The organism is Blastopirellula marina, from assembly GCF_002967765.1.
GTDB lineage: Bacteria > Planctomycetota > Planctomycetia > Pirellulales > Pirellulaceae > Bremerella > Bremerella marina_A.
This window is the reverse complement of sequence record NZ_PUHY01000015.1, coordinates 115974-129792: the sequence shown is the minus strand read 5'-3', so window position 1 is coordinate 129792 and position 13819 is coordinate 115974. Positions and strand designations below refer to the sequence as shown.

Here is a 13819-nt window from a genome sequence, read left to right as displayed (position 1 = left end):
ATTGTCTTTTGAGGGGATCAAGCAAGGATGTTTGTCCGCACCAATCTACGACTTGCCGTGGCGTTTGGCCTGATTGCCGCCCTCGGTTCGACGACCGTGGCCGCTCCACCATGGGCCAGCCTGATTCCATTCCGGAAGGTCGAAGCTGACGTCAATAAGACGTACGAATTAGCAGAAGCCAATGGCCCCTGGATGATCATGGCCAGCAGTTTCTCCGGCCCAGGCGCCGCCAACGATGCTAAGAATCTGGTGATGGAGCTTCGCAAAGACTACGGCCTGGAAGCCTACGTTTTTGAGCAAAAGTACGACTTCTCCGATACCGTCGTCGGTAAGGGGTACGATCGCTACGGCGGTCCCAAGAAGATGCGATACATGAACGACACAAGCTTCACCAGCTATGCCGTCATGGTTGGCAATTACGACTCAGTCAATGCCAGCGGCGTGGAAAGCACATTGAACAAGCTGAAGACCGCTGAACCGAAAGTCTTCCAAACCGGTTATAGCGTGAAGTCGGATGTCATCAAAACGATGCGAGAAAAGATCAAGGAAGCGATTCTGACTGAGGAGAAGAAGGAAAAAGGCCCCATGGGCAACGCGTTTGTTACGCGTAATCCGCTTCTGCCGGAAGAGTTCTTTCGTCCTCAGGGGCCTGACAAGCTGGTGGTCGATATGAACAAAGACACGCCGTACAACCTACTGAACAACCCCGGGAAGTATACCGTCCGAGTGGCCACCTTCCGTGGTGCCGTTGAGCTCGATCAGAACAAGATCAAAGAAATCGAAGCCAAGAACATCGTCGGTGGTGGCCGCCTAGCCGTGGCTGCTGAAAAGGCGGAGAAGCTCGCCGCTGCACTTCGCAAGCAAGGCGTTGAATCGTACACCTTCCACGATCGCTCCGAAAGCATCGTGACCGTTGGGAGCTTCGATTCAGTGGGAACGCCACGTCGCGACGGGAAGATCGAAATCAATCCCCAAGTCAAGCGAATCATGGATGGCTACAAAGGAAGTGCCGGGGACCAACCAAGTGCCAACGGTCTGCCGACTTTCGAGCCAAAAGTCTTGGCTGGTATCACCTTCGACGTGCAGCCAGTTCCAGTTCAGGTACCCCGCGTCAGTGTTGCGGCCGATTACGCTCGCGGCAATACTCGCTAAACATTCTGACGACCATCAGAAAACAGCAACCACGAGGTTCCACGTTCGACGTGGAACCTTTTTTATGCGCGCAAATCTCGCTAGGATGACAAGCCGAACTTTCGACAGGCCTCCTCCAGCGATCGATCAGCGATGAACCACACGCGCCAAATTGTATTGGGTACCTACAACCAAAAGAAGCGGGACGAACTGCAACAGTTATTGTCCCCACTAGGTATTGAACTGCAAACACTGAAGCAATATCCCGAGGCTATCGAGGTGGTTGAGGACGGCGAGTCGTTTGCTGAGAACGCCGCAAAGAAGGCCTGCCAACAAGCGGTTCATTTGGGGCAATGGGTTTTGGCGGAAGACAGCGGTTTGTGCGTTGATGCACTGAAGGGAGCGCCGGGGATCTACTCGGCTAGATTCTCTGGCGATGAAGCGACCGATGAATCGAACAATGATCTACTTCTGGAAAAACTTGAGGGACTACCAGACGAAAAACGAGGAGCCCATTACGTGTGCCACATTACCTTGTCCGATCCGGCTGGTAACGTCGTCCTCGAGACCGAAGATCGATGCCAAGGGCGGATTACGACCGAGCGCCATGGAAACCACGGATTTGGCTACGATCCGTTATTTAAGATCCGGGAATACCATCTTACGTTTGGCGAGCTTGGGCCAGCGGTAAAGGGGCTCATCAGCCATCGGGCGAAGGCTTCGCGTGCATTTGTCGCCCAACTGAATGAACTGCTGGGAAAGAACCCCCAGCTTCTAGACAAGAAATAAATAAGCGGATGCCGTTGGATGAAGCGCAGACATCCGCTCGTATAAAATTAGAACGTGCTATAATCTACGCAGGATGATAACGTCTTTTCCGCCAGCTCTGCAAGTGGCAAATACTCCATTTCTCAGAGATTCAAAAATGAATAGGTTCGTTACCCAATGGGCCGTGCTCGTTGGGCTACCCATTGCCACTTTCCTTCTTAGTTCTCCTGTATTGGCTCAGAAGGCAACGGCCACAGATCAAGATGAATTGATTCAAGAGTGGGTAGCTGACTCGTCCAATTCTCTGATCGAAGTTTATCGATGGTTCCACTCTCATCCGGAGCTTTCTCACCACGAGAAGGAAACTGCCAAGCGGCTAGCCGACCTTCTAACGAAAGCAGGCTATGAGGTTTCCTCGAATATCGGTGGTCATGGAATCGTCGCCATTCTGAAAAATGGCCACGGACCGACCGTCATGTTTCGTACTGATTTGGATGCTCTTCCCGTGACGGAAGCGACCGAGTTGGTGTACGCCTCGCAAAAGAAAGTGACTCTTGAAGACGGAACCGCGTCCGGTGTGATGCACGCGTGCGGACATGATATTCATATGACAAACGTCGTCGGAGTGGCACGCTTCATGGCCGAGCATAAAGAGCTCTGGCACGGCACCCTGATGATTATTGGGCAGCCTGCGGAGGAAAAGGGAGAGGGCGCGAAGATGATGCTCGATGATAAACTCTTCGAGCGATTTCCTAAGCCTGACTATGCCCTGGCCCTGCACGTTGATCCCACCATGCCAACCGGCACAGTCGGTTATCGTAGCGGCTATGCGATGGCGAATGTTGATAGTGTCGACATCATCGTCAAAGGGAAAGGTGGTCATGGGGCGTACCCCCAGATGACAATCGATCCGATCGTTCAAGCCGCTCAACTGATTGTTGACCTCCAGACGATTGTCAGCCGGGAAGTCGCCCCCTCCGATCCAGCGGTGATTACCGTAGGAGCGATCCATGGTGGTACCAAACACAACGTCATCGGCGATACGTGTCATCTTCAGCTGACCGTCCGCAGTTATGGCGATAAGGTCCGTCAGCAACTACTGGACGCTATCAAACGTAAGGCTGACGCCACGGCTGAAAGCTTTCGTGCCGAGAAACCGGAGATCACGGTCAAGGAAGGAACTCCGAGCTTGTTCAACGACGAAAAATTGACTTGGTCAGTCGTGAAAACCTTAAACGAGTCGCTCGGCAAGGATAACGTCGTACCGGTGGATCCCTCGATGGGAGGCGAAGACTTCAGCCGATACGGACTCGCCGGTGTACCAATTTTTATGTTTCGCCTGGGCTCGGTCGATGCAAAACGTCTTGCCCGCTTCGAGCAACTGGGTCAGAAACCACCTTCGCTACACTCTCCTCTTTTCTATCCCGATGCTGAAAGATGCCTCGAGACCGGCGTCACCGCTTCAACGACGGCACTCCTGTATCTTTTTGATCGAAAGCCGGATCACGAATAATGCATCGGCGAACGCTGTTGGCTCTTTCCGCCATTTATGCGATCCTTGTCGGCTTAACGGTTTGGGGGCTCTTTCAGGCGAGGTTCTGGGTGGTAGCAACGTACGATACCCCCCAGGAAACCGAAAACTGGAACGAGTTACGTGAAGCACTTCACCAAAAGAAGAAGGCCGAAGACCCTTCGGAACCAAGCCCCCCTAAACGCAGCGCAGAACCTCCGATTAAGATCCTCTTTTCTGAGAACTTTCTGACAGTCGTGACCTGGGCGATCGTTTTTCTGAGTATCCTATACTGGAGCGTGGGAGTCATGGCTGCAGGCGCGATTCGAACCTCCAATCAGTTTCCTGCGTCACCCCCAGATGATGCACCCCATTGATTTTGACACCTAAGTTGGCCCTGCCTGGCAGGCGCCTTGGATCGGCGACGCATGTCCCCTTCGAGTCGGGAATTCGAGACCCAGTCGCCAGAACTGTCCCTGGTTCGGCTACCGATCCGGGACGATCATATCGCCCAGGTGGCGATCTTGATCCTTCTGTTGGTGCTCATCCTGCTGACTTACTCAGGAACGGTCAGCGTGTGGATTTCGCTTGGTGTGGTGATCATGTGCCTGATCGCGACATGGAAGCTGTTCATTCCCGTTCGAATCGATCTCGGGCCGCGCGGCATCATTCAAACGACATTTGCCGGGACACGAAAAACACCTTGGCGTGAAATCGCCCGTTACGAAACGCATTCGCATGGTGTCATTTTATATCTGACCCACGACGATTCACCGCTGGCCGGTTTCGCATCGATTGACCTGTCATGTCGCGGGATGAAAAGCGATTTGGAGACGATCGTCCATTTCTATATGGAATCACGGCGCCTTCGGACCGGTTCGTCGATTGTGCGAATGCAGGACGAATCTTCGCAACCAAAGCAGCCAGCCGACTCAAAGCACTCAGCTTAACGAATACCAGGTCACGGTCGCTTCCTAGCAAGAAGCAACCAGATCCTAAACGTTCGTTGTCCCGGTTTCTGCCATTTCTCCAGCATAGAAGCAAGCGGCCGGATGTGGTTCGCCCTCTAAAGGTGGCCGACTCGCGGTGCAGACTTCCGGATTGGCGATAGGACATCGATCCGCGAATGCGCAGCCAGGGTAGAACTTGTCGGGCGAAGGGACTTCCCCCTGAAGAACGATACGCTCTCGCTTACGTTCGATCTTTGGATCGGGAACTGGAATCGCCGACAACAAGGCCTGCGTGTACGGATGTAGCGGGTGCTTGAACAGTTCCTGAGACTCGGATAGTTCCACAATCCGGCCGAGGTACATCACGCCAATCCGGTGCGAGATATGGCGAACCACCGAAAGGTCGTGCGCGATGAAGACGTAGGCGACGCCCAGCTTCTGCTGCAGATCCATCAGCAGATTAATAACCTGGGCCTGAATCGAAACGTCGAGCGCAGAAATGGGCTCGTCGCAAATGATCACCTTCGGGCGAGCCGCCAAGGCGCGGGCGATACCGATACGCTGACGTTGACCACCAGAAAACTCATGAGGATAACGATTCACGTAGCGAGGGTTCAGCCCGACTACGTCCATCAATCGCATCACCTCTAGCTTCTTATCGATACCAGACTTCAGCCCGAAAATCGAAAGAGGTTCGCCGATGATATTTCCCACAGTCATACGTGGATTGAGCGACGCATAGGGGTCTTGGAAGATCATCTGCAGGTCGCTGCGATATCGCCTCATACTATCTGCAGAAAGATTATCGAGCCGGTTCCCGTCGAGATAAACCTCGCCGTCGGTCGGCTTAACCAAATGCATGATGGCCCTGGCCGTGGTCGACTTACCGCAACCACTTTCACCAACGAGCCCGAAGGTTTCGCCTGGTTTCACATCAAACGAGACCCCATCAACGGCGCGCACCAGTTCGGTCTGCGACGAAAACCAACCGCCACGGCGAACCGGGAAGTGGACTTTCAAATTGCGGACACTGAGAACGGGAGAATCTTGCTCGGATTGCGGCATCTTGCTGTCAGTTCGTTCGACGTTAAGAGGGAATTACCTGGGAAGTCGGCTTATCTATTTGCGTCACATCACGGATGCAGGCGTGCAATGTGCCGGAGTCAACTTGGACCAAAGGTGGATCCACTGCCAGACATTTATCGATGCGATATGGGCACCGCGGATAGAATGCACACCCAACAACCGGCTGACTCATGTCTGGTGGTTGGCCATGCACTGGCGTAAGCTGAGCCCCCACATGTTCGTCGATGCGTGGGATCGAATTCAAAAGCCCCAGCGTGTAGGGATGGCGTGGATCAGTGAATAGATCATGCACCTTAGCCTGTTCGACCTTACGTCCGGCGTACATCACCAGCACGTCGGTTGCCATATTCGCGATTACGCCAAGATCGTGCGTGATCATGACGATTGCGGTATTATGCTCCTCCTGCAACTGCTGCATCAGTTCCAAGATCTGCGCCTGTATCGTCACGTCGAGCGCCGTTGTCGGTTCGTCCGCGATCAAGATCTCCGGATCGCAAGACAATGCCATGGCGATGACCACGCGTTGTCGCATCCCACCTGAAAACTCGTGCGGGTAGTTAAACACGCGGCGAGTTGCCCCCGGGATACCGACTTTTTCCAACATCTCGATCGCGCGGTCGAGAGCATCTTTGTACGACAGCCCCAAGTGCTTCCGAGTCACTTCGGTCAACTGCTCGTCGATCGTCAGGAACGGATTCAGCGTTGTCATCGGATCTTGAAAGATCATCGCAATCCGATTGCCCCGAATACGAGACAACTCGCGATCCGACATCCGTAACAAGTCGTATCCGCCATACATTGCCGAGCCGGCAGTGATTCGTCCAGGCGGTTGCGGGATCAGCCCCAGCATTGCGAGGTTGGTGACCGATTTACCCGATCCCGATTCACCGACGATTCCAAGCGTTTCGCCAGCACGCAGGTCGAAGTTCACGCCGCGGACCGCCTTGACGTCCCCTTCCTCGGTACGGAATTCGACCGCCAAGTCGCGAACTTCCAGCAGCTTCCGCCCCTTGGCGGAAGCACTGTCTTGGGTGGTGGCACTCACTGTATCTGCAGCCATCAATTACCTCATCGGTTCTTCATGCGCGGGTCGAGGGCATCTCGCAAACCGTCACCGAGAAAGTTCAAGGAGTAGAGCGTCGATGCCAAGGCCAGTGCAGGGAACACAACCAGCCACCAGTAAATCTTCACAGGAGTAATAACGCGTTGCCCTTCTTCAGCGAGCACCCCCCAGCTGACCGCAGGTGCCTCAACGCCAAGCCCGAGGAACGACAGAAACGCCTCGAACAGCATCACCGCTGGAATGGTAAGCGTCAGATAAACGATCACGATACTCATCACATTGGGCACCAAGTGCAGGAAGACAATCCGTAAACCGCTCGCCCCAATCGTACGTGCCGCATCCACGAATTGCTCGTTCTTCAAACTGATGATTTGTCCGCGAACCACGCGTGCCATGGTCAGCCAGTAGACGGCACCGATAACGATATACAGAATCACGATCCGGCTGATTCCACGGGCTTCCAGCCATGTTTTTACATCATCTTCACTGAGGATCGTGATGAGGAATAGCACCAGAAAGATGAACGGTACCGAATACATGATATCGACGATTCGCATCATGAAGTCGTCGACCCAACCGCCGGCATAGCCGGCAATCGCACCGTAACTCACCCCGATAATTAACGAGACCAGTGTGGCTACCAGTCCGACGATCAAAGAGATCCGTGCTCCGTAGAACAAACGTGAAAGGAGATCGCGTCCCAAAAGGTCAGTACCACAGAGGCTGGGCAAACACCAATCGCCAAAAACTACCAAGCGCGTGTTTAGGAGCAGGAGGTCGAACGAGGTTGGCTCGGCCCAAAGCTGATCGACCTTTCGATCGAATTCTTCACCTGTTATGCCTGCTAGACCAAGCGTCACCGGAACCGTCGTTTTATCACCGGTCGTCTCGTCGACTTCCGTTGTGGTCGAATGAAACTCTGGCGGCAAAGCAAAGCGATTGGCGAGATCTTGGTGGATCGGTGATTGCAAGGGAATCAGCGGCGTGAAGATCGCCGCGAGAGCCAGCAACACGAGAAAGCTGAGCGCGGTCATCGAGACCCAGTCGCGTCGCAATCGGCGCCACGCATCTTGCCATAACGAAATACCACGAATGCTTTTTGCTTCGTAGTACATTTCCCGATACTTGTCGATGGGCGGCAATGCCGCAGCATAGGGATCGTTCTTATCTAAGGAATCCAAGGCTTTGGCCTTCGCGTGAGAATGTTACTTATCCAATTTGACCCGAGGATCAATCAGTCCGTAGGAAAGATCAACAAGCGTGTTCATCGAGAACAACAGAAACGTATAGATCATCACCACTGCCAGACTCACTGGGTGATCTTTCTGCTGCACGGCTTCGATGAAGTGACTTCCCAACCCAGGGATAAAGAAGATTCGTTCTAAAACGAGCGATCCCGTCAGAATGCCTGCCGTAGCCGGCCCCAAGTACGAGACCACCGGCAAGATCGCTCCACGGAACGCGTGCTTCATCACCACCGTGGCCGGCATCAATCCTTTCGCATAAGCGGTTCGAATGTAATCTTGCCCGAGTACTTCCAGCATGCCAGTCCGCGTAAGTCGCGAGATGTAGGCAGCGAATGGAGCGGCCAAACACAACGAAGGCAACACCAAGTCGATCGGGCGTCCCCATCCTGCGGCTGGAAACAAGTTCAAGCCGAACACGAGAATAATGATGGCGAAGCCTGCCAATACAAAATTTGGAATCGCGATCCCCAACGTTGCGATCATGCGGAACGTCACGTCGATCAAGGACTGACGCCGCAATGCTGAGACAATACCGGTCGAAAAGCCGATCAACATTGCAAAGCAAAGGCCCAAGAGCCCTAGCGAAATCGAAATCGGTAAACCTTCTTTCAGAATATCGAGCACCGACTTATCGATCAGCTTCATGCTCGGTCCGGGATCGAGCTGAGCATAATTCGTCATTGTCTTGACATAGCGGACGCCAAGCGGCTTATCAAGATCGTAGTACTCTTCGAGGTTCCGCTTAATCGCTTCGGGCAGTTGGCGTTCGCTGAGCAACGCCCCTTCTGGCGAAACGGTCCACATTAAAAAAAAGCTGACCGTGAAGACGACCCACATTGTGATGATCATCCACATTAGCCGCTTACCTAGAAAGCGGATCATTCCAAGCCCTCCCACTCACGAACTTTCTCGCGCAGTTCTTGATCGATTTCCAACACCTGCAACGGGTGAATGTCCTGCAGATTGGGATGGAAGTTTTTCACGTAAGGACGCACCATATTGATCGACACATAAAAGTAGATCGGTAGAATCGGCATTTCTTCGACGAGGATATCTTCCGCCTCGCGAAGAATTTGAAACCGCGTAACCGGATCGGCCTCGCTTCGCGCTTCTTCGATCAGCGAGTCATACTTTTTGTTACTCCACCCAGTCTCGTTGTTCTCACCACCGGTGACGAACATGTCGAGGAACGTATTCGGATCAGGATAGTCACCGATCCACCCCGCTCGGGCGACGTCGTAATCAAGCTCGCGCACGGTCGTCAGATAGACGCCCCATTCGACGTTACGAAGCTGAACGTTGATATGCAGATTGCGTTTCCATTGCTGCTGAATCACTTCGGCGATGCTCTTATGACCTTCCGAAGTGTTGTATAAGATCTGAATGGGCCGCATTCCTTTTCCATCGGGGAACCCGGCTTCTTCCAGTAGCTTGCGAGCCTTTTTCGGATTGTATTCCTCGGTCGGAGGCCCTTCGTAACCGGTAATTCCTGGCGGAACCAACGAGCCAGCTGGGACCTGGCCACCTCGTGTCACGAAGTCAACGATCTCTTGCTTATTGATCGCCAGGTTCAGTGCCTGACGCACTTTGGGATTGTCGAGGGGCGGTCGCGTTGTGTTTACGCGATAGAAGTACGTCGACAACATCGGAGCGATCAGCAGTTCATTCGTTTCTTCTTTTCGCTTGGGATTCTCCAGCTTCTCTTTGTCCCGCTCTTTGAGTTCATCGAGAACCGAGTTCGGCACGACCGTTGCCCAATCCATCTGACCGCTCATATACATATTCAGTTGCGTGGTATCGGACTGAACGGCCAACGCATCGATCGTTTCCAAGTGAACATCCTCGGCGTTCCAATAGGTCGGATTTTTGACCAATCGAATTCGGTCCCGAATCCGACGTTCCTTCATTTGATACGGTCCGCAAGTGACGATATTTTCAGGCTTCGTCCAATTCGGATATCCATATGTTTCGATGCAGGTCCGGTTCACCGCGTGCATCGGATAGAAGGAGACCAGTTCTAAGAAGTACGGGGTTGGTGATTCAAGTTCGACAACAAGTGTATTCTCATCCGGAGCCTTGACCCCCACTTCGCTGAAGTTCAGCAAGATATGCATCGCTTGTTCGGCTTTGGGATGCTTCTTAAGGAAGTGTGCGGGAATCCCAGATTGGTAGAAGACTCGTGTGGTAACCGGCCCGTCCCACTGCGGCACGCCATCTTTGGTGGGGACACAATCAACCGTGTAAACTTTGAATTCGAGGTCGGTCTCGACTTCATCCCCTTCAACTTCGAGCTTGCGTTCATCTTTATGGGTATCGATGTTTTTCAAAACACCTGCCAAGATCGTTCCTGTGGGATACATCTGAGCAGGATCGTCGCGATCGGCTAGTTCGACTTCGACACGATCACCGACTTCGATCTCGCCGGTGGTGTATTTCTTCGCATTCTTGATGTACCAGAGTTGGTACGCGTACTGTGTGCCCGATTCCGGATGCAGAAATCGCTGCCATGAGAACAGCCAATCGTAAGCCGTCACTGGCTCGCCGTTGGTCCACTCGGCACCTTCGCGCATGTGAAACGTGTAAGTTTTCAGATCATCGGAAACATCGCTCGACTTTGCCATCGCAGGCATCGGCACCAAATCGTTCGGATTGGTGGGATCGGGCATCTTGCGATAGAGCCCCTCGAAGATGGCATCAATGATCCGTCCTTCCGGGGCTCCAGTACTCTTTGCTGGATCGACGGTCTGCGGCTCGGTACCGTTGGAGAAGGTGAAATCAGCGGGGGGCAAAGACCCCATCTGCAAGGCAAAAAAGAGCGCAACGACGAAAAACAAGGGGAACAGGTAAGGGAATAGACCTCTTAATGTCAGTTTCATCCGATGCTTTCTCGCTCAATTGGGCGGGCCGCGGAACATTGGCAAAGTTCTATCATCGCTTGCAGGACTGATCGTATCAAATTCCGCAAGATGTGACGATATGCTGATCCGAATCAAGCCACACGCCCCAAGTGCGCAATTCGCACCCCTCTTCTCAGGGAAAACGTTGCAGTAGCGAACGAATTGTTCGATACTCCAAAAATGAGCGAACCGCTTCGCACCGGCAATCGTAGGTTGGGGCGAGGCTCAGTTTTGGAAGAGCCTTTAGCGCTTGGATCTCCTGAAACTGGGATTCGCTCGACGTCACTCGATGTAACTTAACGCGTCTTCGTTGGAACTTGCTTTTCTCCGTGTCGGCCTCTCTCGCCAACCTCGGGGGTATGCATTCGGCCGCGTAAGCTATCTCCGTAGTGTCGGACTTATCCTTTTTTGAGGGCCAGTTAGACTCAACTTTTCAGGTAGGGGCCCCAAGCATTACTATCACGGAGAAGAACTGCCATGATGTTCTTGGCTACTCCAGCCAATGGGCACACGCTGTCCAATGGGTACTATCGTGATAACGATAGTTCCGGCCACGTTTCCGAACCTGCTCTAGCAGGTAAGGAAGTTTCCCCTTACGAATCCCTGAACGAAGACGTTGCTCGTCAACTCGTTCAAATCTTCAAATTGTTGGCCGACGAAACTCGGCTGAAGATCCTCAGCTACTTGATGCAGGCAGGCGAACTGAATGTTCGCTCGCTGTGTGATCTTCTCGATCAAAGCCAGCCTGCAGTAAGCCACCACTTAGCATTGCTCAAGACGTGTGGTTTGATCGAATCGCGACGCGACGGAAAGAATAATTTCTATCGTGTTATGCCGGAACAGTTCGGTCGCTTCGCCGAAGTATTGTTCCGTCAGGTACCAGGCCTCGAAGAAGACAAAATCGATTTTGGCGAGGCCTCGATTCGCCTGGAAGTGGAACACGAATCGCCGGTTGTTGCGATCCACTAATCCGAATTCCTCCACCTCGATTACGAGGCTCGCATGAAGGCCGTCCATTCGTGTCCTGGGACGGCCTTCGTTTTTTTTTCTTGCTCAAGCCGAAGTTGCTAATTCTTCTGTTCAACCAACTTGGCAACTAAAGGCTTGATGTCTTCGTAGGTAAACGCGGTCTCTTCCGTCACCCCTTCTCCTTCGTTATCGAAGCGTTTCGCCAGTTTGCCATCGCGTCCGTAAACATAAACAGCCGGTGGAGCGAGCAACTCGAGCTTGTTGAGCATCGCTTCGGAGTCATCCGCCGCGATCACGTTATCGCACGTGACGCCGATACCGGTCAAAATCTTCATGAGCACGCCATCGGGATCTTGGTACTGCTCAGGCGTTTCGTCCGGGAGACCACCGTAATCGAGACTGACGGTGATACACTTCACATCCTTACCAGAATAAGCTTTGTCCAAAGCGACCAAGCCAGGCAGTTCTTTGATGCAAGGTGGGCACTGGGTCGACCAGATATCGACGACCACAACCTTTCCTCGGTATGACTCGATCAGCATCTGAATCCCCGAGTAATCCATCACTTTAGTCGTGACTTCCGTGGATTCCGTTTCCGGAGTCAGTTCAATTTCCGGAGCCGGCACTGCGGTATCGGTCTCCGAGCTATCGGTGCAGCCCCCAAAAAGAAGCAAGAGACCGACTGCTAACCAGCGCATATTCATCAGGGGACCGCCTTTTCCTATTGGAAGATCACGTATTACGATACGAGATTGCTATTTCTTTCCTATTTTGTATCGCAGTCAGGCAGGGCCGATCAAGTCGGTCAGCCGGAACGAACCACGCCCCATGGAATCTGATTTCGAACATCTGCGTCACAAGCCCCTATCGGCCTTGGACGAACCGCGTGAACTGATCGTGGCCTGTTGCCCCATGCGAAGCAACGTAAATCTGTCGCGCATCGTCCGAGCCGCATCGTGCTGTGCCGTCAGCAAAGTGGTGATGTGCGGCAATGTAAAGATTGATCCCAAGATCGCCCGTGATGGTGCCGAAAAGCTGCCGATCTCGCGTCACCGCAGCTTGCCGCCAGTGCTGAAAGACCTGAAGAGGGAAGGTTACACCCTGGTCGGATTGGAACAGACGACCAACTCGCAGAACCTGCACCATTTCAGCTTCGTAAAAAAAACGGTCCTGGTAATCGGCAACGAACGCCTCGGCATCACCGAAGATGTCTTATCGCTGCTGGATGCAGTTGTCGAGATTCCCGTGTATGGCATGCCATACAGCTATAACGTCGCCACAGCCACTTGTATGGCGCTCTACGAGTTTTGTCGACAGTTCCCTGAGGGTTAAGCTCAGTAAGGGATCAGTAATCGAGGCTTGCTCCGCCTTCGACTTCGATCCCCTGCCCTGTGACAAAGCTAGAGTCTTCGGTCGCGAGAAATAAGACGACACGGCCGATTTCTTCGATCGACGCCATTCGCCCAAAGACCTGAAGATCGGCAATTTGCTGCAAGGCCGAGTCTGGATCTTCCAGTGTGTTGGCCCACTCACGCATCAACGGCGTGTCGACATTGCTCGGCAGGACGGCGTTCACGCGGATCCCATCGGGGCCAAGTTCAATCGCCAATGCCTTAGTGAAGCTAAGCTGTGCTCCCTTACTGGCAGCATAGGCCGTCGAGTGCTTTTGTCCCAGCACAGCGGTCATCGAACTCATGTTAACGATTGTGCCGCGAGATTTCTTCAAGTGAGGGAGCGCGAACTGGCAAGCGAAGAACGTACTGTCGAAGTTCACCTGAAACACCTTGTGCAAGAGTTCTGGTGTGGTCGCTTCCAGGGTTGTCGCGGGCGGATGAATCCCGGCGTTGTTGACCAGGCAATCGAGGCGTCCCCATTGATTGGCAGCCTCATCGATGGCCCCCTTCAACTGCTCTCGGTTGGAAATATCACACGGGATAAAGAAGGCGCGTCCGCGACCTTGTTCGTTGATTTCGTGACATAGTTGCTCAGATGCTTGGGAGTCGATGTCGAGAATCGCGACGTTTCCTCCCTCCTTACTCAGAATTTTGACGCAACCAGCCCCAATCCCCTTGGCTCCACCAGTGACGATTGCCACCTTGTCTTGAAAACGCATATCCGCCACTTTCGCTGAATCATCGGCCAGAAACGAAGAGTCTTCGGCGTAGAACCAAACATGTTCTACGCACCGACAAGCAAGT

General features: G+C 53.3%; 14 protein-coding genes. 7 read left to right on the top strand and 7 right to left on the bottom strand.

Annotation, left to right across the window (positions count from 1 at the left end; all coding sequences use genetic code 11):
• Positions 1-27: 27 nt before the first annotated feature.
• The 5 genes from C5Y83_RS25080 (at position 28) to C5Y83_RS25060 (ending at position 4359) form a co-directional block, all read left to right on the top strand.
• The gene (locus C5Y83_RS25080) at positions 28-1152 is read left to right on the top strand and encodes a hypothetical protein (RefSeq protein WP_105332550.1); all 1125 of its coding nucleotides are present in this window, start codon (positions 28-30) and stop codon (positions 1150-1152) included.
• 132 nt (positions 1153-1284) lie between these two features.
• Positions 1285-1920, top strand: a complete 636-nt coding sequence (gene rdgB, locus C5Y83_RS25075) for an RdgB/HAM1 family non-canonical purine NTP pyrophosphatase (RefSeq protein WP_105332549.1) — start codon at positions 1285-1287, stop codon at positions 1918-1920.
• 136 nt (positions 1921-2056) lie between these two features.
• Positions 2057-3412 carry a M20 family metallopeptidase gene (locus C5Y83_RS25070; protein ID WP_105332548.1) on the top strand — a complete coding sequence of 452 codons (1356 nt, stop codon included), beginning with the start codon at positions 2057-2059 and terminating at the stop codon, positions 3410-3412.
• On the top strand, positions 3412-3786 hold the full coding sequence (locus C5Y83_RS25065) for a hypothetical protein (protein WP_105332547.1): 375 nt from the start codon (positions 3412-3414) through the stop codon (positions 3784-3786). The genes C5Y83_RS25070 and C5Y83_RS25065 overlap by 1 nt, the downstream gene beginning before the upstream one ends.
• A 51-nt stretch (positions 3787-3837) precedes the next feature.
• Positions 3838-4359 (top strand): hypothetical protein, encoded by a 522-nt coding sequence (locus tag C5Y83_RS25060; protein WP_105332546.1) that lies wholly within the window; start codon positions 3838-3840, stop codon positions 4357-4359.
• Between the two features lie 45 nt (positions 4360-4404).
• Here the strand turns inward: C5Y83_RS25060 and C5Y83_RS25055 are convergent, their stop codons facing one another.
• From C5Y83_RS25055 to C5Y83_RS25035, 5 genes are read right to left on the bottom strand one after another with little or no spacing between them, the layout of a single operon-like run.
• Positions 4405-5424, bottom strand: a complete 1020-nt coding sequence (locus C5Y83_RS25055) for an ABC transporter ATP-binding protein (protein WP_105332545.1) — start codon at positions 5422-5424, stop codon at positions 4405-4407.
• Between the two features lie 22 nt (positions 5425-5446).
• A complete protein-coding gene (locus C5Y83_RS25050) occupies positions 5447-6505 on the bottom strand; it encodes an ABC transporter ATP-binding protein (RefSeq protein ID WP_105332544.1) in 1059 nt (352 codons plus the stop codon).
• Positions 6506-6513: 8 nt separating this feature from the next.
• The gene (locus tag C5Y83_RS25045) at positions 6514-7689 is read right to left on the bottom strand and encodes an ABC transporter permease (RefSeq protein WP_233207358.1); all 1176 of its coding nucleotides are present in this window, start codon (positions 7687-7689) and stop codon (positions 6514-6516) included.
• Positions 7690-7713: 24 nt separating this feature from the next.
• A complete protein-coding gene (locus C5Y83_RS25040; protein ID WP_105332543.1) occupies positions 7714-8637 on the bottom strand; it encodes an ABC transporter permease in 924 nt (307 codons plus the stop codon).
• Positions 8634-10631: a peptide ABC transporter substrate-binding protein gene (locus C5Y83_RS25035; RefSeq protein ID WP_105332542.1), complete on the bottom strand. Its 1998-nt coding sequence runs from the start codon at positions 10629-10631 to the stop codon at positions 8634-8636. Before C5Y83_RS25035 ends, C5Y83_RS25040 begins: the two co-directional genes overlap by 4 nt.
• A gap of 498 nt (positions 10632-11129) precedes the next feature.
• Between C5Y83_RS25035 and C5Y83_RS25030 the strand changes: the two genes are divergently transcribed.
• A complete protein-coding gene (locus C5Y83_RS25030; RefSeq protein ID WP_233207357.1) occupies positions 11130-11621 on the top strand; it encodes an ArsR/SmtB family transcription factor in 492 nt (163 codons plus the stop codon).
• A gap of 98 nt (positions 11622-11719) precedes the next feature.
• Here C5Y83_RS25030 and C5Y83_RS25025 read toward each other — a convergent pair whose 3' ends face one another.
• The gene (locus C5Y83_RS25025) at positions 11720-12325 is read right to left on the bottom strand and encodes a TlpA family protein disulfide reductase (protein ID WP_105332541.1); all 606 of its coding nucleotides are present in this window, start codon (positions 12323-12325) and stop codon (positions 11720-11722) included.
• Between the two features lie 124 nt (positions 12326-12449).
• On the opposite strand from C5Y83_RS25025, the gene C5Y83_RS25020 reads away from it, so the two are divergent.
• Complete coding sequence (locus tag C5Y83_RS25020; protein ID WP_199195130.1) at positions 12450-12953, top strand: TrmH family RNA methyltransferase; 504 nt, start codon at positions 12450-12452, stop codon at positions 12951-12953.
• A 13-nt stretch (positions 12954-12966) separates the two neighbouring features.
• On the opposite strand, the gene C5Y83_RS25015 is transcribed toward C5Y83_RS25020, so the two are convergent.
• Positions 12967-13734, bottom strand: a complete 768-nt coding sequence (locus C5Y83_RS25015; protein ID WP_105332540.1) for an SDR family NAD(P)-dependent oxidoreductase — start codon at positions 13732-13734, stop codon at positions 12967-12969.
• Positions 13735-13819: the final 85 nt, after the last annotated feature.

Bases quoted from the DNA above. Each gene is read 5' to 3' on its own strand.
- C5Y83_RS25080 (WP_105332550.1), top strand. From the start codon at position 28: ATGTTTGTCCGCACCAATCTACGACTTGCCGTGGCGTTTGGCCTGATT.
- rdgB (WP_105332549.1), top strand. From the start codon at position 1,285: ATGAACCACACGCGCCAAATTGTATTGGGTACCTACAACCAAAAGAAG.
- C5Y83_RS25070 (WP_105332548.1), top strand. From the start codon at position 2,057: ATGAATAGGTTCGTTACCCAATGGGCCGTGCTCGTTGGGCTACCCATT.
- C5Y83_RS25065 (WP_105332547.1), top strand. From the start codon at position 3,412: ATGCATCGGCGAACGCTGTTGGCTCTTTCCGCCATTTATGCGATCCTT.
- C5Y83_RS25060 (WP_105332546.1), top strand. From the start codon at position 3,838: ATGTCCCCTTCGAGTCGGGAATTCGAGACCCAGTCGCCAGAACTGTCC.
- C5Y83_RS25055 (WP_105332545.1), bottom strand. From the start codon at position 5,424: ATGCCGCAATCCGAGCAAGATTCTCCCGTTCTCAGTGTCCGCAATTTG.
- C5Y83_RS25050 (WP_105332544.1), bottom strand. From the start codon at position 6,505: ATGGCTGCAGATACAGTGAGTGCCACCACCCAAGACAGTGCTTCCGCC.
- C5Y83_RS25040 (WP_105332543.1), bottom strand. From the start codon at position 8,637: ATGATCCGCTTTCTAGGTAAGCGGCTAATGTGGATGATCATCACAATG.
- C5Y83_RS25035 (WP_105332542.1), bottom strand. From the start codon at position 10,631: ATGAAACTGACATTAAGAGGTCTATTCCCTTACCTGTTCCCCTTGTTT.
- C5Y83_RS25030 (WP_233207357.1), top strand. From the start codon at position 11,130: ATGATGTTCTTGGCTACTCCAGCCAATGGGCACACGCTGTCCAATGGG.
- C5Y83_RS25025 (WP_105332541.1), bottom strand. From the start codon at position 12,325: ATGAATATGCGCTGGTTAGCAGTCGGTCTCTTGCTTCTTTTTGGGGGC.
- C5Y83_RS25020 (WP_199195130.1), top strand. From the start codon at position 12,450: ATGGAATCTGATTTCGAACATCTGCGTCACAAGCCCCTATCGGCCTTG.
- C5Y83_RS25015 (WP_105332540.1), bottom strand. From the start codon at position 13,734: ATGCGTTTTCAAGACAAGGTGGCAATCGTCACTGGTGGAGCCAAGGGG.